Raw genomic sequence first — 23,507 nt, 5'->3', positions numbered from 1 at the left:
GGAAATTTGATAATTTGGAAATTTGGAAATGGAACAATTTAACAATGTAACAATTTAACAATGTGACAATTATGTTTTGAAACTTGAAACTCGAAACTCGAATCAAACCACCTCAAATAACCTCAAACAACGTCAAACCTCAAACCTCAAACTCCAAACCCTCTAAATGAACTGGTACTTAGGAAATTATTGGTATTTATCGCTGCTGTTGCTTCTGCCGCTGCTCGGATTTCTGATGCTGAATTTCGTGAGGTGGAAAAACCGCAGAAAAGACACTTTCGCTGAAAGCCGTTTCCAGGAAACTTTGTTTGAAAAAAAATCGGGTTTCTCCAAAGTTTTACCCGTTCTTTACTTGATTGCGACGCTATTTCTGGTTCTTTCCATCGTTGATTTGCTGAGCGGTTCCGAAGAAGTAAAGACTAAGCAGAAGATGAACAATGTGATCTTCCTGCTCGATGTCTCCAACTCGATGAATGCACAGGATGTGCAACCCAACCGTTTGGACGAAGCGAAAAACATCATCGTCCAAACCATGAACAAGATGACCAACGACAAGGTGGGAATTGTAGTTTTTGCGGGTGAGGCATCATCAATAATGCCTTTAACCACAGACTTTACTGCAGCAGAAACCTATATCGGCGGAATCGAAACCAACATCATAAAAATACAGGGAACAGATTTCCTGAGCGGGATGAAAACTGTTGCCGAAAAATTCAAAAACGTGGCAAAAGGTTCAAGAAAGGTCGTTTTGTTGAGCGACGGCGAAGACAATGAGGGAAATGAAAAAGCCGCCATCAAAGAAGCCAACCGCGAAGGAATCTCTGTGATCACCGTCGGAATTGGGACAGAGGAAGGCGCGCCGATTCCCGAATACGTTTTCGGTCAGTTGATGGGCTACAAAAACGATATGACGGGACAAACCGTGATTTCTAAAAGACAGATCAACGCGCTGCAGAATATCGCCGCCGAAACAGGCGGAACCTATGTGGATGGAAACAACCTCGACAATGCGACCGCTCAAATTATCGACGGACTGAAGAAAACTTCCACCTCATCAGAAAGTATCGTGAAGTCGCAGAACGCCATTCATTATTACCAATATTTTTTGGGTGTCTCCATCTTTTTCTTTTTGCTGATTCTTCTCCTCAATCCGAAAAGGGAGTTTAATATTTAACTATAAATCAACGTGTTTAAGCAGGATTTTAACCGAAATTTAACAGTTTCGTGCTTCAACCTTAACAATTAAAGGAATAATTTTGCAGTAATGAACACAAATGCTATTTTATCGGCAGTATTGGTGCTTTTCGGAATGGTGTTTCTTTCTGCACAGGAAAGTTACAAAACCCTCATTTTTAAAGGAAACCAACAGTTCGACAAAAAGAACTACGAATCTGCTTCCTCAAAATATATGGAAGCCGCGAAACTGAACGAAAAAGAATTCACGGCGCACTACAATCTTGGTAATTCCCTCTACAAAAGCGGCAAATACGAAGAAGCAAAAGCCGAATTCGAAAAAGCCGAAAAACTTTCGCAAACCCTCCCCGACAAAGCTGCGGCACTCTACAACCTGGGAAATTCCCAAATGATGATGAACGATTCCGAAAAAGCCGCCCAACTCTACAAAAAGGCGCTGAAACAGGATCCGTACAACGAAACCATCCGTAAAAATTACGAAATCGCAATGCTGAAAGAGAAGGAAAAAGAGCAACAGCAGCAGAAAAACAATTCTGGCGGAGGAGGAGGAAAAGACGACAACAAAGACCAAAACCAAGGCAACGATAAAGGAAACACGCCGAAACAGCAGCAAGGAAGCGGTGAACAGAACAAAGGCGAAGGCGAAGGAAAAGACCCGAACGAAAATAAAAACAACAATTCGGACCAGATGCCGAAAGACTTAGAAAACCAAATCCTAAACAGAGTAGAAAACAAAGAACGGGAAACAGCGAAAAGGATCCTCAACAAAAATTCCTATTCGATGCCGCAAAGCAACGAGAAGGACTGGTAAATGAAGCAGCGAATACTCTACATATTGTCAATTTTTTCATCACTGTTTGCATACAGCCAGGTCACCTTGGCTGTCTCTGACGTGAAGGAAGCCAAGCTGAACCAGCGCTTCAACCTAAATGTGATCCTGGAAATCAGCGGTGAAAATATGCAGCAGGAAACGCCGCTCAGAATGCCCGATCTCTCCAAATTCGACATCATCGGAACCGCATCGGAGCAGAACACGATCGTGCTCGATGCAAAAAGAGGTGATGTTTTGAACCAGATGGTTTATCAACTGGTTTTAAGTCCGAAACAGTCGGGGAAAATCAAGATTGGTTCGGTACTCGTGACGGTAAACGGAAAAATCTACAAAACTGAACCATTCGAAATCAACGTTCGTGATGCTGAAAAACGATCCTCCGTTGCTGCCAATACCGAAAGCAACGATGTTTACCTGAATCTTGAAGTTCAGGACCGAGAAGTTTATAAAAACGAATCCACGATTGCGGTTTTGCGTGCCTACAGCAGAAATTACGGCAGTTTCAGGAATCTTAGAAACATCCAGGTTCCGCATCAAAGAAATGTCAACATCAAACCCGTTAGTTTTGCCAAATCGGAAATCGAATCTTCCGCAGGAATGAATTCTCAGGTGATTGCGGTGTTTATGATTTTCCCATCCGAATCGGGAAATATTGAGATCAACCCTGTTTCTGCATCGGTTGCGAATTCATCCGCCGAAAACAGAATCGTCTCCAACAAAGTAAAACTGAACGTTAAGAAACTTCCCGCAGGAATGCCGGAACACTTCAAAAACGCGGTAGGAAAATTCGATGTCTCAGTTGCAAACCTCAACAAAAATGACGTTGCCGAAGTTGAAAAACCACTGAATGTTTCGCTAAAACTTTCTGGTGCGGGTAACTTTGGAACGCTGCACTTGCCGAAGATTCTGCATTCCGCAGATTATGTTGCGTATCCTCCGAAAATTACTTCAAATGCAGTAACCCGTGATGATAATCTTTCGGGCGACATTATTGCTGAATATGTTGTGGTTCCCAAAAAACCAGGATTGGTTACCGTAGGTTTCGAAAACTTCTCCTTCTTTGATCCCAATTCCCAAAAATATGTGGACCTTGGTTCGAAAGCGATTGCGCTGAATGTGAAAACTCCAGAGGAAATCGATGCGGCAAAATCGACTTTGGAAAAAGTAAACGACATCACCAACAATGTGCTGGAAACCGTAAACACACCTGTTCTGAATACCGTAAACTTAAAGGTTAAGGAAAAGGACAAAAACCGCATCAACTGGAAAATTGTTGCAGGAAATCTTGCTTTGCTGATTTCTGTGGTGGGAATGTTTATGGTTGTTTCTAAAAGAAAGCAGAAAAAGCGACTGGTTCCTGTAACCGACGCTCCTGCTCCATCCAAAACCATTGCCGAAACTGAGGAACTCATTCGAAAAGATTTCGGAACCACCTTCGAAGAGAATATCGAATATTTAAGAAAACTGAAAGAAAATGAAAATTTTTCAACATTCTTTTCGGCTTATGAAGATCTGAAGGAAGATGTGAAAAAACAAAACTCGATTTCCGACGAAAGCGGGTTCAGAAAATTCATTGAAGAAACAAAAGGACCACAATTTGCCGACCAATACCGAGTACTCTCCGAGCAAATCCATTTCGAAAAATATTCACCAATGCAAAGCAAAGAACGTATTGATGAGCTATTGAACGGAATTACCTCCTTATTTTCCCAGATTATAAAATAATCATTTTATTTTTATATTTTTGCGAAATTAATAATTTCAAAAAATGTTAGAACATTTCTCCGTCAAAGAAACGCTTACGGCGACCATGGTTCTTTTTGCCGTAATCGATATTGTGGGCTCCGTTCCGATTATCGTTGGACTCAAGAAAAAATTCGGAAAAATCGAGGCAGAACGCGCATCGTTGGTTGCAGCAGCTTTGATGATTGCCTTTCTTTTCATCGGAAATAAAATCCTGAAACTGATCGGAGTTGACGTGAATTCCTTCGCTATTGCAGGAGCTTTCGTAATCTTCATCATCGCGGTAGAAATGATTCTTGGCATCGAAATTCAGAAAAATACCGAAGCGAAATCTGCTTCCATCGTGCCGATCGCGTTTCCGCTGGTTGCAGGTGCGGGAGTTTTGACCACGATTCTTTCCATTCGTTCCGCATACCACGACATCAACATTATTTTGGCGATACTGATCAACATCATTTTCGTATATTTGGTGCTGAAATCGGCAAACTGGATCGAAGAAAAATTGGGAGATGGAACCCTGCAGGTTTTGCAGAAAGTTTTCGGGATTGTACTTTTGGCGATTTCAATCAAGCTGTTTACCGCTAATTTCGCGCAGCTTTTTACGCAGTATATTAAATTTTAAAACCGCAACAATGCAACTTTTCTATAAGATTTTCCTCGCACTTTTCGTGATCTTCATCGGCTTCAACCTTTATGTAATGGAGTGGAATTTGGGTTTTTGGCACGAGGAGAATTCTAAATTCATACTTTCAATGTCGGCAGGAATCTTAGGAATCATCGTTGTTTTCGTGCTGCACTTTATGAGCAAACTTGCAAGAAAAAAATAAAATTCAAAAGTGAATCGACATTGTTAAACGCAAAGTTTTTCAACTAAAACTCTCCATCTAGAAAGCAAGGTTCCATTCACCAAAGGTGAACTGATGAAGCTTGGAAAGATCACGCTTCAAAAATCTGCCTGCAGATCAATTCTTTGCTCACTTAAAAATCGGGAAAAGATCAGTAAGTCTTTGCGATTCAATGAATACGAAACTTTCATCGAGTCATTTAGTTTCTGTATTTTTTGAAAAATGACCTGCAATATTTTTGCAGTATTTCGGGTTTGGAATTTTCTAATCGCTGTCGGATCTGTTTTGAATTTTTCAGTTTAACGTCAGCAAAAAGATCAAAACTGGTATCGATTTTCAAGGATGAAATCTCTTCCCAACGAATTTTTTTCACTCCCCTGATTTTGATTCCACGCTCATCCAAAACAACTTCGGGAAAAATCTGGCTTAAAGTAAATTTCACCAGAAATCCGATGAGAAAAACTGAAACGACAAATAATATCATTAATAGAGTCGGTGAGAATTCATCTGACTTTAACTTCCAATAAAGGAAAATAAATACCGCAAGGAAAAACAGCAACTGCCAAAAATACAGATTACCTTTTCTAAACACTTTCTTCTCAGGAAGGTAGCGATACACCGCAAACTTTCTGTTTAGGCGAAATCTTCTTTCCTTTAAAAAAGTTTTGTTAAAGGTCATCTTAGATCCAATTTAGTTTTTAGAAATAAACCAAAATTTACTCCCTTTAGGGACGGAGTAATCAAATTTGGGTTTATTTCATCCAGCTTTATCAAAAAATTTTCTAATAATTTTTATCTTAAAACCTCATTTCGTCCTTCACTACTCCACCGTTTTGCGTGTGTTGCAAAAGTTCTTTCACGATGAAACTTTTGATGGTTTCGGATGAAGAATCTTCAGGGAAGAGCAGGTGAACATTTGCTCCCGCGTCGAGCGTGAAAAACAAGTCTAGTCCGGTTGCTTTTCTGAATTCCCAGATTTTGTTGATGACTTCCAACGTTCCCGTTTTCATCAGGATAAAGGCAGGGTCGCTCATCATCATCATCGCGTGAAGCGTGAGTGCTTCGTGTTCCACGAGTTTGATAAAGCGCCTCATATCGCCCGTTTTCAGGATTTCTTTCAGTGTAGTGAAATTTTCATGGGCTTCTTGAAATCTTCTTTCCGCATAAGGATTGGTTTTCATCAAACCGTGTCCCACAGTGGAACTCACCGATTTTTCGCCTTCGTGGATGAGCAGAACCCAGTCGTTAAATTTCTTGAACATGGAATGGATTTCCTCATTCGGATAAGGAACCGCAAAAAGGTCGGAACTTCCTGCAACTTCCTTGGTTTCGCCCCAAACAATCAGTCCGTTGTATAAACTTCTGCACGCACTTCCGCTTCCCAAACGAGCGAGGAAACTGGCTTTTTTTAGTTTAGAATCTTCATCGGTTATTCCTGAAAAAATCCCGTCGAGTTCCATCAAACATTTTGCAATCGCGCCAAATCCCGATGCAGAACTCGCAATTCCCGAACTGTGCGGAAACGTGTTTTCGGTTTTGATGATGTATTTTCCCTTTAAAATCCAGGGTAAGTATTCCTCGATATTTCTGAAATATTTTTCGATTTTCTCGGCGAATTTCTTCTCTTCATTTCCCGCCAAAAAAGTCTGGACGGAAAAACTTTCATCTGCCAAAAACTCAACAGAAGTATTGGTTTTACAGTGATTCAAAGTATAACTGATGCTCGGATTCGCGGGAATCTGATTGTCGAATTTTCCCCAATATTTAATCAGTGCGATATTGCTCGGACAACTCGCAGAAACGGTTTGCGAAGAAACCGTGAAGTTCTTATTTCCTAAAAAGTCTTGCTCCATATCTATTTAACACAAAGTACACTAAGATTTCACAAAGTACGCAGAGTTTTAAGTTTATCTTAAGTGGTCGAATTTGACCACTTTAAGAATTCATTTTAAAAATTCCCATTTCAAAGACTTTATTTCCTTTGCCTTTAATCTTTAGTCTTTAACTTGTTTCTTTTGCCTTGTATCTTGTATCTTTATTAATGCAGATACATCTTCTCAATCAAATCCGCATATTTTGCGAGAACCACATTTCGTTTTACCTTTAATGTTGGTGTGATTTCGCCGCTTCCGATTTCGAATTCTGCGGGCATCAGAACAAATTTCTTCACCTTTTCAAAACCCGAAAGCTGCTTCTGGATCTCCTCGATTTTTTGGTGGTAAAAATCTTTCACTTTATCGAGTTTCACCACTTCTTCCCAACTCGTAAAAGGAATATTCAGTTTTGGCAACTGCTCTTTTAACGCCTCAAAATTAGGAATAATCAGCGCGGTTACAAAAGGTTTTCCTTCCGCGGCCACCATCACCTGATTGATGTAGTTATCGTTCGACAACAGGTTTTCAATTGGTTGCGGAGCAATGTATTTCCCGTTTGAGGTTTTCATCAGATCCTTGATTCTATCGGTGATCATGAGGTTTCCTTTTTCGTCAAACCTTCCCGCATCGCCTGTTTTAAACCAACCGTCTTCGGTAAAAACTTCGGCGGTTTCTGTAGGTTTTTTATAATAACCTTTCATAATTCCACTTCCTTTGGCAAGGATTTCGTCATTCTCGCCAATCTTGATTTGAGTGTCGCCGAGCGAAATACCCGCCGTTCCGTGTTCGTAATTTTTGAACGGAAACGCCGTCAATGTCGCGGTAGTTTCGGTGAGTCCGTAACCGACGGTGATGTGGATTCCCATCGCGTCAAAAAACTTCGTCACCTCGGGAGAAATCGATGCACCTCCACACGGCATGAACCAAAGTTTTCCACCCATTTTGTTTTTGATTTTTTTGAAAACCAAAGCATTGGCAATCGCATTCTTGAGATTTAATCCGAAAGGAACTGATTTGCCGAGCCGCTTCAGTTCGGCAACTTCACTTCCCGTATTCATCGCAAAACGGAAAATCTTCTTTTTCATGTCGGAACCTGCTGCAACCATTTCGTTGACTCCCGCATAAATTTTTTGGTAAAACCTCGGAACGGAGCACATCATCGTGGGCTTCACTTCGGTTAAGCAACTTGCGATAAGTTTGGTGTTTTCCAGAAACGAGACTTTCGCGCCGCCTGTCAAACAAAGTAAAGTCCAGCTTCTCTCGAAAACGTGTGTCAGGGGGAGAAAAGCGAGCGAATGTTCCTTTTCGAAATTTTTGAATTTAAAGAAATCGAAATGGGCATCGAAGCATTTGTGGAAATTTCCGTGAGTGAGCATCACACCTTTCGGAACCCCCGTTGTTCCCGATGTGTAGATGATGGTCGCCAAATCCTCGTCGTCTTTTTCAGCGATGTCGAAATTTTCATCGGCTTTTTTGATGAAATCTTCCAGATATTGCGAATGTTCTTTCTTGATCCAAACCGCTTTTTTCGAGATGATGATTTCCTTTAGATATTGGGAATTCTGAAGGATTTCAAGCGCGGCATCGTACTGTTCCTGATTTCCGACAAGAATAATTTTCGCTTCAGAATCGTTGAGGATATATTCTGCCTGTTCGCGGTTATTGGTCGAATAAATCGGCACCGACACCGCTCCCAAAGAAAGCGCCGCCAAATCGAAAACCACCCATTCCGCGGAATTGTCGGAATAGATCGCGACACGGTCATTCTCGGCAATCCCCGCATTTTTCAGCGCATTTGCGGTTTTGAAAACCATCCTGCGAAAATTTTTCCAGTTGATTTCCTTCCATTCTTCTTTTTTCTTAAAGCCGATTGCGGCGCGTTCAGGAAATTTTTCGGTATTGGTATTGAGGAATTGGGTAAGATTCATTTCTAATAGTTGGAAGGTGGAGGTCGTTAGTCGGAAGATAGGGAGAATTATTAACTTCAGTCCGCTGTCTTCAAACTTCCGTCTTTTTTAAGATAATTTTTTAAATGAAAATCAATACTTTCTGAAATGGGAATGAAGTGGTAATCCAGCTTTTCCACGATTTTCTTATTTGAAATTTTATTGAAATTGCTGATCGCCTCGATATTGACTTTGTTTGCCATTTTCAGTTTCGGAACCATCCAGCCGAAAAGGAAACTCAAGATTCTACCGAGATTTAAAACTGATGCGGAGAGGATTTTCTGGTCTTTTAAACCCAGTTTTCCGCGAACCATTTTTCCGAAATCAAAAAACCGAACGTTCTCGGAAATCAGGATAAATCTTTCACCGAAGATATTTTTGTCCATCAGTTCTACTGCGATTTTGGCAACATCGCGCACATCCACATACGAAGTTCCGCCGCTTCCGATGAATCCGTTTTTCTCGAATGTGCCGAAAAGTTCGCCGCTGCTTTGGTTCCAGTTTCCGCTTCCTACGATCATTCCAGGATTGATGATCACGGTGTTCAGACCTTCCGCGGAAGCGCGCCAAACCTCCATCTCCGAAAAATGTTTGGAGACCGCATAAGCAGAATGGTCGATTTTCGGGTTGTAGTCGGAGTTCTCATCCATTTCGCCGTTTTCATTAAGCCCGTCTAAAACCGCAATCGAGCTCACAAAGCAGAATTTCTTTACCGAGGAATTTTCGCAAGCGTAAAGCAGATTCTTAGTTCCATCAATATTGGTATGGTACATTTCCCTTTTCTTATCGGGATGAAAACTCACCTTTGCAGCGCAGTGATATACTTCATCCACACCTTCCAATGCCGACTTCAGGGAACTGATATCGTCAAAATCCACATCAATCCATTGGATTTTGGCAAATTCTTCGTCAGGATTTTCGACATAGAATTTGAAGGAATCTTTCACTTCGGCAATATTGCTGGATTTTCGTTTCGTGGCACGAACCGTTCTACCGCGTTTTTGCAGTTCCAAAATTAGGACTCTGCCGAGAATTCCTGTTGCGCCGGTTACTAAGATCATAGGTGATGGGTGATGGGTGATAGGTGAATTTTACAATAGTAGTTTTAAATAGAACATTTTCAAATTTCCCAATTAGCTCATTATCAAATTAATTCTGGAATTTATGCATTAAGAAATCCTTTACCACCTCGTTGAAATCTTTCGGATTTTCTGCCTGAACCCAATGTCCTGCATTTTCAATTTTCACGATGGAAGAATTCGGAAACTGCTGCTTGATCTGAAACTCGTCCTGCGGAAGGATATAGTTGGATTTGGCACCTGCAACAAACAAAGTTTCTCCCGTGAAAACTCCGTACTTTATCGCATTGGAAACAAATTCACTGTATTTCGAAGAAAGTGTTTCGAGGTTGAAACGCCATGCTAATTTTTTGTCTTCCGTCCAATACAGATTTTTTGCAAGAAACTGAATGACAGACTTTTCCGGGATAAATTGCTGCAGAACCTGCTCTACTTCCTGCCTTGTCGTAACCTTGTTAAAATCCACACTTTCGAGCGCCTTCATAATTCCCTGGTGATGAGGAGGATAAGCTTTCGGACCGATATCGACCACGATGAGTTTCTCGACTTTTAACGGATATTTAATCGCGAACTGCATCACAGCTTTTCCGCCGAGAGAGTGACCGAGCAAATTGGCTTTTTCGATCCCGTAATGCTCCATGTAATGCGTGATATCGTGCGCCAAATCGTCGTGCGACATTTCTTCAGAGTGGAAACTTTTACCATGGTTCCTTAAATCAATAAGGTGTACCGGAAAAAACTCGCCCATTTCTTTGCCGAAACTTCCCCAGTTATCGAGCATTCCGAACAGACCGTGAAAAACCAGAAGCGGTGTTCCCGATTTTTCGGTGCCGTAAATTTTAGAGTGGAGGATTTGCATTATTAAAGTTTAAGGTTTGGAGTTTGAGGTTTGAAGTTTTCAGCGATTAAGTAAAATTGTAGGAAAAACCAACAGCTAAGAGTTCCAATAATTCTCGACTGACTGTCTGTGTTTGTAGCATCGAAATTTGGATTTATCAATTTTAAAAATGGTTGAAACAAACGAAAGTGTGACAGCATCTAAACTCCTTAAATTAAGAGAAACATTTTTTATTTCTTCTAATCCGTAATATTGTTTCAATAGATTCCAATCATTTATCCTGCCGTATTCTAAGACTTTTTGAATCATTTGGACTTTATGTTTATCCAAATCAAACTTCTCCAAATCGACATTCCAAAAAAGATGCTTCGAAAAATCGTTAACTGTGATTGTGGAATTCATTCCCCAAAAATACAAACTAATTTCCGAAAATCACCTCCCCGATTCTGGAAGCGATTTCTTCACCGTAAAACTTGATTCCGCAAATATGGCACTTGCCGATTTCAAGAAAAGATTTGGGTTCGTTGGCATTCTCGAAAAGCTTTTTTCCCAACTTTTCGGGGACAACTTTGTCTTCGTTGCTGTGAATTACCAAAACCGACTTTTTGAAACTTTTGATATTCAGCTTGTTATCGAAGTTATTCTTTAACGCAACTCTTCCCAAAACCGGAAAATAGTGATTGGCAATATCGTCGGTTTGCAGAAAAGTTCCCTCCAAAACCAAACCTGCAATTTCTCCCTGGTTTTGTGTGGCAACGGGAATCGCAAAATTTCCGCCGATGGATTGACCGTAAATAATTTTTGAAGTGGACTTCACCTTATCTAAATTCCGAAAAAATTCAAACGCCGAAAAAGAATCTTCGAGAGCAGCTTTCCGGGTCGGCTTCCCTTCGGAATAACCAAATCCGGGGTAATCAAAAATAAAAACCTGGAAGCCAAAATCCGTGAGGTTTGAAAAAAAGCCAAGTTGGGTATTGAGATTTCCTGCGTTTCCGTGGAGGGCAAAAACCGATTTATCAGCTACCTTGCTCTTTGGCTGCAAAAGCCACGCGTTGATTTTCCGGCCATTATTTCCATTAAAAAAATAACTGGTAATGGTAAAATTGCGCTGCAGTGAATCTTTATTTTTAAAAAAGACAGGTTGCAGATTCTCTCCCACAATCTTCAAATGAATCGAGTCTTCTTTTTCTTTCCACGAAAAATTTCGTCGGTCAGGATCGTTCTTCCACGGCTGCAGCAAAGGATAATTGATTTGACAACCGTAAAGGATTAAAAGGGAAAGTACCGCGAAAAATTTCAGGAATTTCATTTTAAGCTACCATTTCGCCAATCGCTTCAGATAGAGCTGTACCGTATTTTCCAGTCCCAAATAAAGCGCCTCCGAAATCAGGGCGTGACCAATCGATACCTCCAAAAGATTCGGGATATTTTCGGCAAAATATTTCAGGTTGTCTAAGCTCAAATCGTGACCGGCGTTGATTCCCAAACCAAATTTCGTCGCTTCCAAAGCGGTTTCGTAATAAGGTTTGATAGCCGCTTCTTTATCGAGCAGATAATTCCTGGCATAAGCTTCCGTATAAAGTTCGATTCTGTCGGTTCCGGTTTCTGCGGCAAACTTTACCATTTCAGGATTTGGATCGAGAAAAATCGAGGTTCGGATTCCCGCACTCTTAAACTCCGCAATGACCGATTTCAGGAAATCGAGATTCTTTTCGCAATCCCAACCTGCGTTGGACGTGATGGCGTCGTCCGCATCGGGAACGAGGGTTACCTGCTCCGGTTTGATTTCCAGAACCATATCGATAAACGGTCGGTGTGGATTTCCCTCGATATTGAATTCCGTGTGAACCAAAGGTTTCAGGTCATAAACATCTTTCCGGGTAATGTGTCTTTCGTCGGGACGTGGATGAACAGTAATTCCCTGCGCGCCGAATTCCTGAAGTTTTATCGCCGCTTCGGTCACACTCGGCAATTCGCCACCTCTCGCATTTCTGATGGTGGCAATTTTGTTGATATTTACACTAAGTTTTGTCATGATTCATACATTTTTGCAAACTGCACAATCTGCAGGTCAAACTCTTTGGACGCTACGAGAAGGTGGTCGAAAATATCTGCCTGAATATCCTCGTAATTGGACCACACGGAACTGTTGGTAAAACAATAGATTTCCAGAGGCATTCCTTGAGTGGTATTTTCCAGCTGTCGCACAAGAATGGTTTCGTCCTGATCGATATGCTCGTTGTTTTTCAGATAATTAAAGACATATTCCCGGAAAACGCCGATATTGGTCAACTGTCTTCCATTAATGAGAAGTTCGGGGTTGGAAAGCGATTCGCGTTCCGCAACGATTTCGGATTTTTTTTCCAGAAGGTATTCTTTGACCAGATTGATTCTTGCGAGCTGGTCGATATTTTCACTGCTCAGAAATTTAAACGAGTTAATATTGAAGATAATCGAACGCTTGATCCGCCGTTTGTTGCTTTCCGACATTACCTGAATATTCTTGATTTCTGTCGTGAGCAAATCGTAAGTTGGAATGGTCGAAATGGTTTTGTCGAAATTTTGGATTTTCGTTGTTAAAAGATTGATATCCTGAATATTGCCTTCGAGATTGTATTTCGGAATTCCGATCCAGTCGCCGACTTTCAGGTTCTTGGATGTTGCCACATGAATTCCCGTCACAAAACCCAAAATCGTATCGCGAAAAACCAAAACCAAAACCGCAGTGATCGCACCCAAACTTCCCACAATGGCAGATCCGCTGATTCCAAATATCACACAAACCGCAACTACCGTCGAAACAAATATTCCGAAGATTTTGACCGTTTGCGAAACCGCGTTCAGCGCGATAATTCTATAATGGTCGTTCTGAATGATCGAATAATTTTTGAGGGCAGCTAAACCTCTGTAAAGCATTCCCGCGACAACGAAAACAATAGCAATCCCGACCAACCTTTCCAAAAAAGTAAAACTTTTTGGGTGCCTGTAAAAAACCGACAGCAACGCAAAACTTGCAAAAAGCAAAGCCAGCAGATGCGAAAAGGAATTGGTAATCCTGGAACGGTACACCGATTTCAGAACCGGATATTTGTCCTTGTTAAAGAAAATCCGAAAAACAGAATTAAGGATGAGCTTGAAGATGAAATCAACGAAATAAACCAATGCCACCAAAAACAGAAACTTCAGCACGATCTGTCCCAACAAGATCCACGAATCGGGAAAATAATCCTTAGCGAAAAAGTGAATATGATCGCTAATGTTCTGCAATAAATCTTTGGTGTCTATCAGTTCGCCCTTCATCCCCACAAAAATAAGAAAACTGTTTGTCATTCGCAGATTAATAATTATTTTTAACAAAAATTAGAGATGGACAACAGTATCATTTATCTGGTCTGCATTGTTTTAATGATTGTCGGAATTCTGGGAACTTTTATTCCTGTTTTGCCCGGACTTTTGCTAAGTATCTGCGGTTTGCTGATTTATAAATTTGGTACCGATGCTCCGCTTTCTATGGGTTATGTCTGGATTTTTGTGGCACTCACGGCGATTTCGGTCGTCTTGAATTATGTGATACCCGCAAGAACTAACAGGAAATACGGCGGAACTCGTTGGGGAAGCGTCGGTTCGGTAATCGGGACTTTTGCAGGAATGTTTTTCATTCCGATTCCGTTCGGTTTCTTGATCGGGATGTTTCTAGGAGTTTTCATCGGCGAACTTCTTCACGATGCGAACGACAAAAAGAAAGCGCTGAACTCCACCAAAGGTGCATTCATAGGGTTTATTTACGGAACCGGCTTTAATTTCATTGTTGCTTTGGCAATGTTTTTGGTGGTTATTTTAGATATGTTTAAAAATTGAAAGTCATGTTACACAGAATTGTTCTCGCCACTTTCGGGATGCTAACTTTGGCAACGTGTCAAAATCAGCAAACCACAAAATCTACTTCAGAAAAAACTGAAACCGCTACTCCAAAAACTACAACGGGAACAGTTTCAACACCGACTAAAACCGGCGAACAAGAGATGGCTCCAGGAATGCCTCCCGATAAGGAAGCGATAGAGCAGGCAAAAAGAGAAGCAGCAGCAATGGAGGCACAAAAAAAAGCAACAGTTTACCTAGCTGAAGGTGAAAATACTTTCCTGAAGGAACAGCAAATGAATGTGACTTTCAAACAAATCACCGAAGACAGCCGATGTCCGAAAGACGTGAACTGTATCTGGGAAGGTGCCGCAACCGCCGAAGTGGAATTTATGGGAACCTATACACGACCGCAAACTTTGAGATTAAGCACAATGAACGATGCCAACAAAGGACTGGCAAAAACTCAGAACTTCAACGGTTATAATGTTACGCTAGTTTCTTTGACTCCTGAAACTACTTCAGATAAAGGATATAAACAATTGAAAGGAAAATATAAAATCGGTTTGAAATTCGAAAAAGCAGCAGCAACGCCAGCTACGAAAGGTGGTACTACCACGAAATAGCTTCTAAGTTTTTGGATTTTAAATAATCATTTATTTTTGAAAAAGGTCTGCTTCCGTAAAAGCCACGGTACACCGAAAACGGCGATGGATGCGCAGATTTAATGATAAAATGTTTGGAGGAATCGATTAGTTCCTCCTTTTTTTGTGCAAACGCGCCCCACAAAACGAACACCACATTTTCCTTTTTCTCAGAAATTTCTTTAATGACAAAATCAGTGAATTTTTCCCAACCCAAATCTTTGTGTGAATTTGGCGAATGAGCTTTTACCGAAAGTGTCGCATTGAGCAGCAAAACTCCCTGTTCCGCCCAATCGTCGAGTTCCTTTTTGGTTCGAAGAATTCCCAAATCTTCCTTTAGTTCGGTAAAAATATTTTTTAATGAAGGCGGAGCAGCAACTTCTTCCGAAACCGAAAAACACAATCCATTCGCCTGGAAATCATTGTGATAAGGATCCTGTCCGATAATGACCACTTTCACATTTTCAAATGGAGTTAACTCTATAGCTCTGAAAATCTGATTTTTTGGCGGGAAACATTTTGAGGAAGCATATTCTTCTTTTACTTTTTGCCAAAGCGTTTTGAAGTAATCGGAATTTTTAATGGGAGCGAGAATTTCAGTCCAGGTTTGGTTCATGAGTGATGGTGATGAGTGATGCAAAAATAAAGGTTTATTTCTGATTCAAAAGTTTCTGAAATTTACCCAAGTTGGCTTTTGAAATTCTTGCGGTATCAATTTTTTCCGGTGAAAGTTTGATGAGATAATAATCGTTGGTTTGCGATTCTCGAGTAGGATCATCCGGTTCGATTTTCTCAACTTTTGTCCAATAATAGGTCAATGATTTCAGTTGGTTTCCTTCTTTCCATAGCCAGCTTTTTATTTCTTCAGAGTAACCTGCGTCTCCCATTTTATCGGCAACTTCAAAATATTGAGGCAAAATTTCGTCTTTGGTTTTGTCATAGAAAAAAAGTTTCAGAGCAGTAAAAGAATATTCTCCCGGCATTCTTGCAACCAAACCCAACAACTGCGGATTGATTTCAAATTTCGCGTATGCCTGAAAATCCGACTGTTCGCCAACAAAAGAATCCACATTCAATGATTTAGGGAACAATTCCATTTCTTTCTTTGTTAATGAAGGACCCACATTTTTTACATCGTAATCTGGAGAAACAAACCGGGTTGAATCAAGTTCAATTATTTTGAATTTATCTAAAAACTGTTGATTTTTAGAGACAACCACCTTTGCCGAATCTTGCTTTAAAGTGACGGTATCAGTAGACTTTGCGGTTTCTTCGGTGATTTCTTTCTTCTCGCTGCAAGAAGCTATTGCGAAAAACACCGCTGCTAAAAAGAGCTTTTTCATAATTCATTTGATTTGGTTCATCAATCTTCTGCAATTACCTTTCCACTTTTGAGATTGCGAATTTCAAGTGAAAACATTTTTAAATTGATTATTTTTGCTCCGTGCACATCCAACAAGACGATTTAAACGAACTTGAATTTCCCGAGCTTCTCGCGGAAATTTCACCTTTTGCCTATTCCCCGAAAATCGCGGAAAGGATATCAGAACTTCTCCCCCTTCCTATTGACGAAGCAGAAATTTCATTAAAGAAAGTTGCAGAATATTTATCGAGTTTCGAAAGCGAAAACGCCATTCCCTTCGATGAATACGAAGATATTGAAACCGAACTGAAACTGATGATGATCGAAAATTTCCGTCTGGAAAACAACGGATTCATCAAAATTAAAAATATCACCCAGCAAATCGGGAAGCTGCAGAAATTTTACCCCACCTACGAAGACTTGTTTCTGAACCTGAATAATGATGTTAAAGATTTGGAATACCGCAAGGAAATCATTGACAAAATCGACCGTGTTTTCAACCGTTTCGGCGAAGTGAAAAGCGAGGCATCTGCAGAACTGAAAGTTTTAAGAACGGAAATCCAGCACGCCCGAAAAGCCATTCAGGAAAACTTCAACCGAACTTTGGCTTCCTTGGCTTCCACCGATTTTTTAGATGAAATCCGGGAAAGTATTATTGATGACCAAAGAGTTTTGGCGGTAAAATCGGGTTTTAAGAAAAGAGTTTCGGGAAGAGTTTTAGGAGTTTCAAAAACGGGTTCTATTACCTACATCCAACCCGAATCTGTGGTAAAGCACCAGTTTAAACTGAGAGAAAATCTGGAGGAAGAAAAAAAGGAAGTCGATAAAATTCTACGAAAACTCACCGCTGAAATTTCAGAATTCCAGCCACATCTTTCTGATTACCAAAATTATATTTTCGATCTTGACTTAACCCGGGCAAAAGCCAAATTTGCCGAAATGATCGGAGGCGTTCTTCCACAGATCAACCGACACAAGACTTTACGGCTGAAAGACGCATATCATCCACTGCTTTTGATCCGAAATCGCGCGGAAAACAAACAGATATTTCCACAGACGCTTACTTTAACCGAACACAACAGAATCCTCTGTATTTCGGGACCGAACGCGGGTGGAAAATCCATCACCTTAAAAACAGTCGGATTGCTGCAACTGATGATTCAGAGCGGCATTCTGGTTCCGCTGCATCCAAAATCGGAAATGTTTTTCTTCGACAAAATAATGACCGACATCGGTGATAACCAGTCGATTGAAAACCACCTTTCCACCTACTCTTCCCGCCTGAAAAAAATGTCGAAAATCATCCGGGAAGCCGATGCAGAAACACTTTTGCTGATCGACGAATTTGGGACTGGTTCCGATCCGGAATTGGGTGGAGCGTTAGCAGAAAGTTTTCTGGAGTTTTTCTATGACAAGAAATCTTTCGCCATCATCACTACGCATTATACCAATATCAAACTGGTGGTGGAACAGCTTCCCAATGCGACCAATGCGGCGATGCTTTTCGACGAAAATTCTCTGGAACCACTCTATAAACTGGAAGTCGGACAAGCCGGAAGTTCGTTCACCTTTGAAGTTGCGGAGAAAAACCGAATTCCGAGGTTCATCATCAATGCAGCCAAGAAAAAGGTAGAACACGACATTGTGAACCTCGACAAAACGATTGTAAAACTTCAGCAGGAAAAATTTGAGGTCGAAAAATTAAAATCGAATTTAACAGAGCAAAAAGAATCTACCCAAAACAAACGAGAAAATCTGGAAAAACTGAACGAGCAACTTCAGCAAAAACTTTTTAACTTTCAAAAATTATACGAAGAAGAGCACCGCAAACTTCAGTTCGGGAACAAGATTGAGGGATTTATCGACTCTTATGTAAAAGGAAAATCCAGAAAAGATGTGGTGAAAGATTTCGTGAAAATCCTTGAGCAGGAAAAATTCCGCAAACTCGGTTCCGACAAGGACGAATCGAAAAAACTGCAGGTCATCAAGCGTAAAATTACCCAACAGCTGAAAAAGGAAAACGTTCAGGAACGAATCGCCGAAACCCACGAAAAACTGGAGGAGAAAAAGAAAAAGGAGCGCGGCGTTTGGATCAAAGTCGGACAGCGTGTGAGAATTTCTGGCTCAACTTCCGTAGGAACCATCATCGAAATCCACAAAAACGGAAAAGTGACGGTGAATTACGGCACCTTCAAAACGCAGATTTCTGCAGATGAGTTAGAGCGGATTTAAGATACAATCATTATGAAATTTGAATATCAAATACAAGAGAAAGAATTTATTAAACTACGGTTTTTCTTAGCTTATAGAAAACCGTCTTACATTTTTGCAATGATTGTTTTTATGGCACTAGCAATGAAAGAACTTCGTGAGCTTGTTGTATTTGGAAGATACAGCCAGTTTGGGGTCTTTATTTTACTGATTACTTTTTATTTCGTGATTGTAGCGCCAATCATCAATTATTTCAGATTCAAGCGAGAATACCGTTCAAGCAAACCTCTTCAACAGCGAGTGATTTCAGAAATTACCGATGAGAAAATGACGGATATTTCAGATGAAACAAAGCTGAAGTTTCCTGGAATACTGTTTACAAAGTCGAAGAAACAAATTCCTGGTTTCTATTTTTTTACTCAAATAATATGTTTGGACTTTCTCCAAAAAGGGCGATGTCAAAAAATCAAATTTTAGATCTGCGGGAAATCATCAAAAGCTTGAAAATTAGTTCAAAATAAAATTGGACTAACTACAATTTCAACCCATGAGTTGGAAAGAATCTAAATTTACCTGCTTAAATTTAGCACATAAAAAGTACTACGACCTCCGGAATCAGATTTCAGAAATATCCCTTTCTCAACTAAATCCGTGATATCGCGAAGTGCCGTATCAGTAGATGTTTTTGTAATCTTGGCATACTTGGAAGTAGTGAGGTTGCCTGTGAATCCGTCCAACATTTTTGTAATGATCAATTTCTGACGCTCATTCGCAATTTTGAAATTATTCTGGAGTAAGAAATCATGCTTTATCAAAACTTTGTCAATGATTTCTCCTGAGTTGATGATGGCTTCTTTCAAACATTTCAAAAACCACACAAGCCAATCCGTAATATCCAAATCGCTTTTTTGAGTTTTCTCAAGTATCGAGTAGTACGATTTTTTATCAGCATTAATCTGTGTGGACATACTGTAGAACCTTTGATTTACACCATCCGCTTTAGACAGTTGCATATCGGCAATTGCTCTCGCTATTCTTCCATTTCCATCATCAAAAGGGTGAATGGTTACAAACCAAAGATGCGCAATTGCCGCTTTCAAGATCATATCTAATTCCTGCTCACTGTTGAACCATTGGAAAAATTTGTTCATTTCTTTTTCTAAAACATCCGCCTTAGGTGCTTCAAAATGAACTTTTTCTCTTCCCATTGCTCCTGAAACCACCTGCATATCACCCATCCTCCATTTTGCAACCTCTATCTTATACATTCCGCTTCTTCCGGTGGGAAACAAGACCGAATGCCATCCGAATAATCGATCATTGGTAAGTGTTTTGTCTGAATTTTGAGTTGCATCCAACATCATTTCCACGATACCATCGATATGGCGATCCTTATTTTCTTTGCCAAAATAGTCTAAACCAAGACGCACCGCAATTGATGACCTTACCAGCTCTGGATTCAGGATTTCGCCCTCAATTTCCGATGATTTTACTACATCCTGAATTAAAGTTTCCATATTGGCTTCATTCCTGAGTTCAAAACCTAAATTTTCGACCTTGCCCAACAGTTTTCCCTGCAAATAACGGACTTCTGCAAGCAGATTGATTAACTCATCATCTTGCCAGAAAAAATTTGGCCACTGTTTTAATTGATGGTTGTAAACTGCCATTTTGTAGATTATGCGGTAAATATAGCAATTATTTACCGCATTATTTGCGGTGAATAGGTGTCTTTTTCTCCACAAAAAGAAAAAGCGGTTACAAATGTGGTCACAATTTCGAACAAAAAAAAAACCGCAACCTGCTTTATTTCAGCGTGTTACGGTTTTTTAAAGTGGTTTCTCCAGGAATCGAACCAGGGACACACGGATTTTCAGTCCGTTGCTCTACCAACTGAGCTAAGAAACCTTCTCTCTAATTGAGTGGGGCAAAAATAGTAACTTTATCTTTATTGGACAAACTTTTTCGCCAACTTTTTTGCTATTTTCAAAAAGCTACTGATTTTCAGAAGGATTATTTTCTTCCTTCCCCATCTGTTCGCTCATTTCTTCCAATACAGGTTTTATCGTACTTTCGGGGAGCTCGCTGATTCGGATGTACATCAAGCCGTCGATCGCATCGTTGAAATTGGGATCAACGTTGAAGGAAATTACTTTTGCATTCTGCTTGATGTATTTCTTGATCAGCACCGGCAAACGCATTTCCGGCTCCAGATCGTCGATGATTTTGTCGAGCTTGTTCAGGTCGGATTCCACTTCGTCGAAAAAAAGATTCTTGTCGCGGTCTTTCAAACGCACTTTGAACTCCTTTTTCGGGTGGATATACTGCGCAACCGCGGAGTCGTAGTAATTCGAGCGCATAAACTCGATCATCAAAGATTTGGAGAATTCCGAAAACTTATCCGAAATACTCACTCCTCCCATCAGGAATTTATGCTCAGGATTTCTTAAACAAACGTGCACAATCCCTCTCCACAAAAGGAAAAGCGGCAAAGGTTTCTGCTGGTACTCGGTGGAAATATAGGCACGTCCCATCTCGATCACCTTCCTGAAAAACGGACGAAGTTCCGGATCAAACTCAAACAGGGAACTGGTATAAAACCCATCAATTCCGTACTTTTTCATTACTTCGGCACCAAGTGCCATTCGGTAAGCTCCCGCCAATTTCTTGGCAGCATTGTCCCACAGAAAAAGATGGTGGTAGTATTGGTCGTACTCATCCAGGTCGAATGGGAGATTGCTTCCCTCCCCAATTTTGCGGAAAGTCAGTTCGCGTTGTCTCCCGATTTCCCTCATCACAGAAGGAATTTCGGCATAAGTTGCAAAATACACTTCATAATCCGCATTGCGGAAAAGCATCTTATCGTTTTGGCGAAGATTTTCGATATCTCGATAGACATCGTCCATGGGCGTCTCATCGATGATGTTCTGCACCACGTTTTCCTCCTTTCCTAAAGTGAAATTAATTTTAAGGTTGGGAATATTGAGCCGCTCCGCAATCGATCTCCGTTTTTCATAATAGGATTTGAGCATATAGACTTTCTTCTGCAGAAAATCGCCTAATTCCTCCCAGTCAAACTCATCCATCACCTTTACCGAAACTGCTTTACCGAACCTGATTCGGATTGGTTTTTCGCGCCGGTTCATCATCTCGGCAGGAAGCATTAACGTCTGTAAATCCGGGTGCAGTTTTGACATCTGGTAAAAGAGACCACTGTTCTTGGCGTGAAAGTACATCGGAACGACAGGAACTTTAGCCATTTTGATGAGTTTCAGTGCGGGTTTCTCCCATTTTTTATCCAAGATTTCACCGAATTCATTGTTTTTGTTGGAAACTTCACCCGCAGGAAAAATCCCGACACAGCCACCATTTTCAAGGTGTTTAAGGGTTTCGCGCATTCCGATAGAACTGTTCTTAACTTCTTTTCTTCCTTCAAAAGGATTGACCGGAATTACGTAGGGTTCCATCGGTTTGATTTTCTCGAGAAGAAAATTTCCCATCACCTTAAAATCAGGGCGAATTTCTGTGAGAATCTTCGTCATCAGAATTCCATCAATCGCTCCTAACGGATGATTCGAAACCAAAATAAATGGGCCCGTTTTCGGAATCTTGGCAAGGTCTTCTTCAAAGACTACATATTTCAAATCTCTTTCGCGCACGAAAGAGTCAAAGAAATCTTTTCCCTTCTTATCTTTCAGAATATCATAAAGCTTGTTGACCTCGTTGATCTTGGTCAACTTCATAATTGCAGCAGCGACGGGACTTTTCAAAAATCCAATTTTGTTCAGTCCCGATGCTTTGATCAGATCGTTTTTAGAAATAAGACTCATTGGTTATTAGTTGGTTACTACCTGAATCGTTCTGTTTGAACTTTGTTCCAGCAGCACATTTTTGTCTTTATAGATTTTGTTTCCGCCCTCTAAATTAGCATTTCTAACGGTATAAAGCGAAACATTTTTTAGAAGTTCTGTTTTAAAATTTTTCTGAAGTTCTTTTTCAAACTCGTCAATCGTTCCGTATTTGTCTTCCAGACAGAGTTCCAGTGAAATTGCTGTGTTCTGCATCAAAGAAATCTTGATTTTGTTTTTTGCCAACATCGCAAAAATCTGGCTTAAATGTTCCTCGGCAATAAAAGAAAAATCTCGCGTAGAAATCCTCATGAAATGCTGGTTTTCTTTTAAAATGTATGATTCAGCATTTTGCTTGCCCAACGAAGTTCCGACTTTGGTTCCCGATTTCTCGGGTTCCACAAAAGATTTCACATAAAAAGGGATATTCTTTTGTTTCAGTGGCTGCAGCGTTTTCGGGTGAATTACCGAAGCTCCGTAATACGCCATTTCGATCGCGTCTTCATAAGAAATTTCTGAAAGCAGCGACACATTTTCGAATTTTCGCGGATCGCCGGTCATCACACCTGGAACATCTTTCCAAATGGTCATCGCATCGGCATTGAGGCAATACGCGAAAATTGCCGCAGAATAGTCGGATCCTTCCCGACCGAGCGTTACCGTGAAATTATTGTCTTCGGACCCGATAAAACCCTGAGTTACATAATTTACGGTTTTGTTGAGCGTTGAGATTTTTTTCTCTGTTTCTTCCCAGTTGACATTTCCTTCGCGGTAATAATCATCGGTTTTGATGTAGTCACGTGCATCGAGCCAAGCATTTTCAAACTGGTTGTCATTCAGAAATTCACTGAGGATTTTAGATGAAATCATTTCACCACAGCTCACCACCTGATCATAAACGAAATTATAGTTTGGTGATTTATTCCTCCTTAAAAAAGATTCGATATCGTCAAAAAAAAGTGAAATCTCGGCAAAGACGGGATGGTTTTCAGCGAAAAGTCCATTAGATATTTCGAGGTGGTTCTGCTTGACTTTCTTAATTTCGGCTTCGTAACCGCCTTTTTCAAAATAAACCTGCACTGCTTTTTCAAGTGCATTAGTAGTTTTTCCCATTGCGGAAACCACAATTAAACATTCCTCAAAACCTTGAGAGCCCAAAACGCGGGCAACATTTTTTACACTTTCCGCATCCTTCACCGATGCTCCTCCAAACTTAAAAATCTTCATCTAAT

22 protein-coding genes, 1 tRNA gene and 1 pseudogene are annotated in these 23,507 nt (G+C 40.5%); 9 read left to right on the top strand and 15 right to left on the bottom strand.

Features of this window, described 5'->3' with window-relative positions:
- Nucleotides 1-166: 166 nt before the first annotated feature.
- The 5 genes from MTP09_RS03485 to MTP09_RS03465 all read left to right on the top strand — a co-directional run bounded on the left by MTP09_RS03485 (nt 167) and on the right by MTP09_RS03465 (nt 4,596).
- Nucleotides 167-1,174, top strand: a complete 1,008-nt coding sequence (locus MTP09_RS03485; RefSeq protein WP_243550602.1) for a vWA domain-containing protein — start codon at nt 167-169, stop codon at nt 1,172-1,174.
- A gap of 90 nt (nt 1,175-1,264) precedes the next feature.
- A complete protein-coding gene (locus MTP09_RS03480) occupies nt 1,265-2,005 on the top strand; it encodes a tetratricopeptide repeat protein (protein ID WP_243550600.1) in 741 nt (246 codons plus the stop codon).
- Entirely contained in the window at nt 2,006-3,751 is a 1,746-nt protein-coding gene (locus MTP09_RS03475) for a BatD family protein (protein WP_243550598.1), read from the top strand.
- Between the two features lie 43 nt (nt 3,752-3,794).
- Nucleotides 3,795-4,391 (top strand): MarC family protein, encoded by a 597-nt coding sequence (locus MTP09_RS03470; protein ID WP_243550596.1) that lies wholly within the window; start codon nt 3,795-3,797, stop codon nt 4,389-4,391.
- Between the two features lie 10 nt (nt 4,392-4,401).
- Nucleotides 4,402-4,596 (top strand): hypothetical protein, encoded by a 195-nt coding sequence (locus MTP09_RS03465; protein WP_243550594.1) that lies wholly within the window; start codon nt 4,402-4,404, stop codon nt 4,594-4,596.
- Between the two features lie 217 nt (nt 4,597-4,813).
- Here MTP09_RS03465 and MTP09_RS03460 read toward each other — a convergent pair whose 3' ends face one another.
- The 9 genes from MTP09_RS03460 to MTP09_RS03425 form a co-directional block, all read right to left on the bottom strand.
- Entirely contained in the window at nt 4,814-5,293 is a 480-nt protein-coding gene (locus MTP09_RS03460; protein ID WP_243550592.1) for a hypothetical protein, read from the bottom strand.
- A gap of 118 nt (nt 5,294-5,411) precedes the next feature.
- Complete coding sequence (locus MTP09_RS03455) at nt 5,412-6,467, bottom strand: diphosphomevalonate/mevalonate 3,5-bisphosphate decarboxylase family protein (protein ID WP_243550591.1); 1,056 nt, start codon at nt 6,465-6,467, stop codon at nt 5,412-5,414.
- Between the two features lie 185 nt (nt 6,468-6,652).
- Nucleotides 6,653-8,416, bottom strand: a complete 1,764-nt coding sequence (locus MTP09_RS03450) for an AMP-dependent synthetase/ligase (RefSeq protein ID WP_243550589.1) — start codon at nt 8,414-8,416, stop codon at nt 6,653-6,655.
- Nucleotides 8,417-8,472: 56 nt separating this feature from the next.
- Nucleotides 8,473-9,495 carry an NAD-dependent epimerase/dehydratase family protein gene (locus tag MTP09_RS03445; RefSeq protein ID WP_243550587.1) on the bottom strand — a complete coding sequence of 341 codons (1,023 nt, stop codon included), beginning with the start codon at nt 9,493-9,495 and terminating at the stop codon, nt 8,473-8,475.
- 88 nt (nt 9,496-9,583) lie between these two features.
- Nucleotides 9,584-10,372 (bottom strand): alpha/beta fold hydrolase, encoded by a 789-nt coding sequence (locus MTP09_RS03440; protein ID WP_243550585.1) that lies wholly within the window; start codon nt 10,370-10,372, stop codon nt 9,584-9,586.
- A gap of 75 nt (nt 10,373-10,447) precedes the next feature.
- Complete coding sequence (locus MTP09_RS14520) at nt 10,448-10,753, bottom strand: DUF6922 domain-containing protein (RefSeq protein ID WP_396022243.1); 306 nt, start codon at nt 10,751-10,753, stop codon at nt 10,448-10,450.
- A 16-nt stretch (nt 10,754-10,769) separates the two neighbouring features.
- Nucleotides 10,770-11,660 (bottom strand): alpha/beta hydrolase, encoded by an 891-nt coding sequence (locus MTP09_RS03435; RefSeq protein ID WP_243550583.1) that lies wholly within the window; start codon nt 11,658-11,660, stop codon nt 10,770-10,772.
- Nucleotides 11,661-11,666: 6 nt separating this feature from the next.
- Complete coding sequence (locus tag MTP09_RS03430; RefSeq protein WP_243550581.1) at nt 11,667-12,386, bottom strand: pyridoxine 5'-phosphate synthase; 720 nt, start codon at nt 12,384-12,386, stop codon at nt 11,667-11,669.
- Nucleotides 12,383-13,651, bottom strand: a complete 1,269-nt coding sequence (locus MTP09_RS03425; protein WP_243551577.1) for a mechanosensitive ion channel domain-containing protein — start codon at nt 13,649-13,651, stop codon at nt 12,383-12,385. Before MTP09_RS03425 ends, MTP09_RS03430 begins: the two co-directional genes overlap by 4 nt.
- 66 nt (nt 13,652-13,717) lie before the next feature.
- On the opposite strand from MTP09_RS03425, the gene MTP09_RS03420 reads away from it, so the two are divergent.
- Both MTP09_RS03420 and MTP09_RS03415 read left to right on the top strand, forming a co-directional pair.
- Nucleotides 13,718-14,209, top strand: coding sequence for a DUF456 domain-containing protein (locus MTP09_RS03420; protein ID WP_243550579.1), 492 nt, complete (start codon nt 13,718-13,720; stop codon nt 14,207-14,209).
- Nucleotides 14,210-14,214: 5 nt separating this feature from the next.
- Nucleotides 14,215-14,835: a hypothetical protein gene (locus MTP09_RS03415; RefSeq protein ID WP_243550577.1), complete on the top strand. Its 621-nt coding sequence runs from the start codon at nt 14,215-14,217 to the stop codon at nt 14,833-14,835.
- Here MTP09_RS03415 and MTP09_RS03410 read toward each other — a convergent pair.
- Both MTP09_RS03410 and MTP09_RS03405 read right to left on the bottom strand, forming a co-directional pair.
- The gene (locus MTP09_RS03410; RefSeq protein ID WP_243550575.1) at nt 14,822-15,469 is read right to left on the bottom strand and encodes a uracil-DNA glycosylase; all 648 of its coding nucleotides are present in this window, start codon (nt 15,467-15,469) and stop codon (nt 14,822-14,824) included. The genes MTP09_RS03415 and MTP09_RS03410 overlap by 14 nt on opposite strands.
- Before the next feature lie 34 nt (nt 15,470-15,503).
- The gene (locus tag MTP09_RS03405; protein ID WP_243550573.1) at nt 15,504-16,196 is read right to left on the bottom strand and encodes a hypothetical protein; all 693 of its coding nucleotides are present in this window, start codon (nt 16,194-16,196) and stop codon (nt 15,504-15,506) included.
- Between the two features lie 101 nt (nt 16,197-16,297).
- Between MTP09_RS03405 and MTP09_RS03400 the strand changes: the two genes are divergently transcribed.
- Together MTP09_RS03400 and MTP09_RS14515 are read left to right on the top strand one after the other, a co-directional pair.
- On the top strand, nt 16,298-18,448 hold the full coding sequence (locus MTP09_RS03400) for an endonuclease MutS2 (protein WP_243550571.1): 2,151 nt from the start codon (nt 16,298-16,300) through the stop codon (nt 18,446-18,448).
- 392 nt (nt 18,449-18,840) lie between these two features.
- A pseudogene (locus MTP09_RS14515) lies at nt 18,841-18,948 on the top strand (hypothetical protein); the annotation flags it as partial.
- 48 nt (nt 18,949-18,996) lie between these two features.
- Here MTP09_RS14515 and MTP09_RS03390 read toward each other — a convergent pair.
- From MTP09_RS03390 to MTP09_RS03375, 4 genes are all read right to left on the bottom strand, one after another.
- Nucleotides 18,997-20,097 carry a Fic family protein gene (locus MTP09_RS03390; RefSeq protein WP_243550567.1) on the bottom strand — a complete coding sequence of 367 codons (1,101 nt, stop codon included), beginning with the start codon at nt 20,095-20,097 and terminating at the stop codon, nt 18,997-18,999.
- A 165-nt stretch (nt 20,098-20,262) separates the two neighbouring features.
- Nucleotides 20,263-20,335 (bottom strand) — tRNA-Phe (locus MTP09_RS03385).
- Nucleotides 20,336-20,421: 86 nt separating this feature from the next.
- Entirely contained in the window at nt 20,422-22,257 is a 1,836-nt protein-coding gene (locus MTP09_RS03380; protein WP_243550566.1) for a lysophospholipid acyltransferase family protein, read from the bottom strand.
- Between the two features lie 6 nt (nt 22,258-22,263).
- Nucleotides 22,264-23,502: an aspartate kinase gene (locus MTP09_RS03375; RefSeq protein WP_243550564.1), complete on the bottom strand. Its 1,239-nt coding sequence runs from the start codon at nt 23,500-23,502 to the stop codon at nt 22,264-22,266.
- Nucleotides 23,503-23,507 lie beyond the last annotated feature (5 nt).

Source organism: Chryseobacterium suipulveris (assembly GCF_022811685.1).
GTDB classification, from domain to species: domain Bacteria; phylum Bacteroidota; class Bacteroidia; order Flavobacteriales; family Weeksellaceae; genus Kaistella; species Kaistella suipulveris.
Note: the sequence above shows the minus strand (reverse complement) of the source record. Positions and strands in the feature narration are given on the sequence as shown.

Coding starts and splice junctions, on each gene's coding strand:
- MTP09_RS03485 (WP_243550602.1), top strand. CDS start 167: ATGAACTGGTACTTAGGAAATTATTGGTATTTATCGCTGCTGTTGCTT.
- MTP09_RS03480 (WP_243550600.1), top strand. CDS start 1,265: ATGAACACAAATGCTATTTTATCGGCAGTATTGGTGCTTTTCGGAATG.
- MTP09_RS03475 (WP_243550598.1), top strand. CDS start 2,006: ATGAAGCAGCGAATACTCTACATATTGTCAATTTTTTCATCACTGTTT.
- MTP09_RS03470 (WP_243550596.1), top strand. CDS start 3,795: ATGTTAGAACATTTCTCCGTCAAAGAAACGCTTACGGCGACCATGGTT.
- MTP09_RS03465 (WP_243550594.1), top strand. CDS start 4,402: ATGCAACTTTTCTATAAGATTTTCCTCGCACTTTTCGTGATCTTCATC.
- MTP09_RS03460 (WP_243550592.1), bottom strand. CDS start 5,293: ATGACCTTTAACAAAACTTTTTTAAAGGAAAGAAGATTTCGCCTAAAC.
- MTP09_RS03455 (WP_243550591.1), bottom strand. CDS start 6,467: ATGGAGCAAGACTTTTTAGGAAATAAGAACTTCACGGTTTCTTCGCAA.
- MTP09_RS03450 (WP_243550589.1), bottom strand. CDS start 8,416: ATGAATCTTACCCAATTCCTCAATACCAATACCGAAAAATTTCCTGAA.
- MTP09_RS03445 (WP_243550587.1), bottom strand. CDS start 9,495: ATGATCTTAGTAACCGGCGCAACAGGAATTCTCGGCAGAGTCCTAATT.
- MTP09_RS03440 (WP_243550585.1), bottom strand. CDS start 10,372: ATGCAAATCCTCCACTCTAAAATTTACGGCACCGAAAAATCGGGAACA.
- MTP09_RS14520 (WP_396022243.1), bottom strand. CDS start 10,753: ATGAATTCCACAATCACAGTTAACGATTTTTCGAAGCATCTTTTTTGG.
- MTP09_RS03435 (WP_243550583.1), bottom strand. CDS start 11,660: ATGAAATTCCTGAAATTTTTCGCGGTACTTTCCCTTTTAATCCTTTAC.
- MTP09_RS03430 (WP_243550581.1), bottom strand. CDS start 12,386: ATGACAAAACTTAGTGTAAATATCAACAAAATTGCCACCATCAGAAAT.
- MTP09_RS03425 (WP_243551577.1), bottom strand. CDS start 13,651: ATGAAGGGCGAACTGATAGACACCAAAGATTTATTGCAGAACATTAGC.
- MTP09_RS03420 (WP_243550579.1), top strand. CDS start 13,718: ATGGACAACAGTATCATTTATCTGGTCTGCATTGTTTTAATGATTGTC.
- MTP09_RS03415 (WP_243550577.1), top strand. CDS start 14,215: ATGTTACACAGAATTGTTCTCGCCACTTTCGGGATGCTAACTTTGGCA.
- MTP09_RS03410 (WP_243550575.1), bottom strand. CDS start 15,469: ATGAACCAAACCTGGACTGAAATTCTCGCTCCCATTAAAAATTCCGAT.
- MTP09_RS03405 (WP_243550573.1), bottom strand. CDS start 16,196: ATGAAAAAGCTCTTTTTAGCAGCGGTGTTTTTCGCAATAGCTTCTTGC.
- MTP09_RS03390 (WP_243550567.1), bottom strand. CDS start 20,097: ATGGCAGTTTACAACCATCAATTAAAACAGTGGCCAAATTTTTTCTGG.
- MTP09_RS03380 (WP_243550566.1), bottom strand. CDS start 22,257: ATGAGTCTTATTTCTAAAAACGATCTGATCAAAGCATCGGGACTGAAC.
- MTP09_RS03375 (WP_243550564.1), bottom strand. CDS start 23,502: ATGAAGATTTTTAAGTTTGGAGGAGCATCGGTGAAGGATGCGGAAAGT.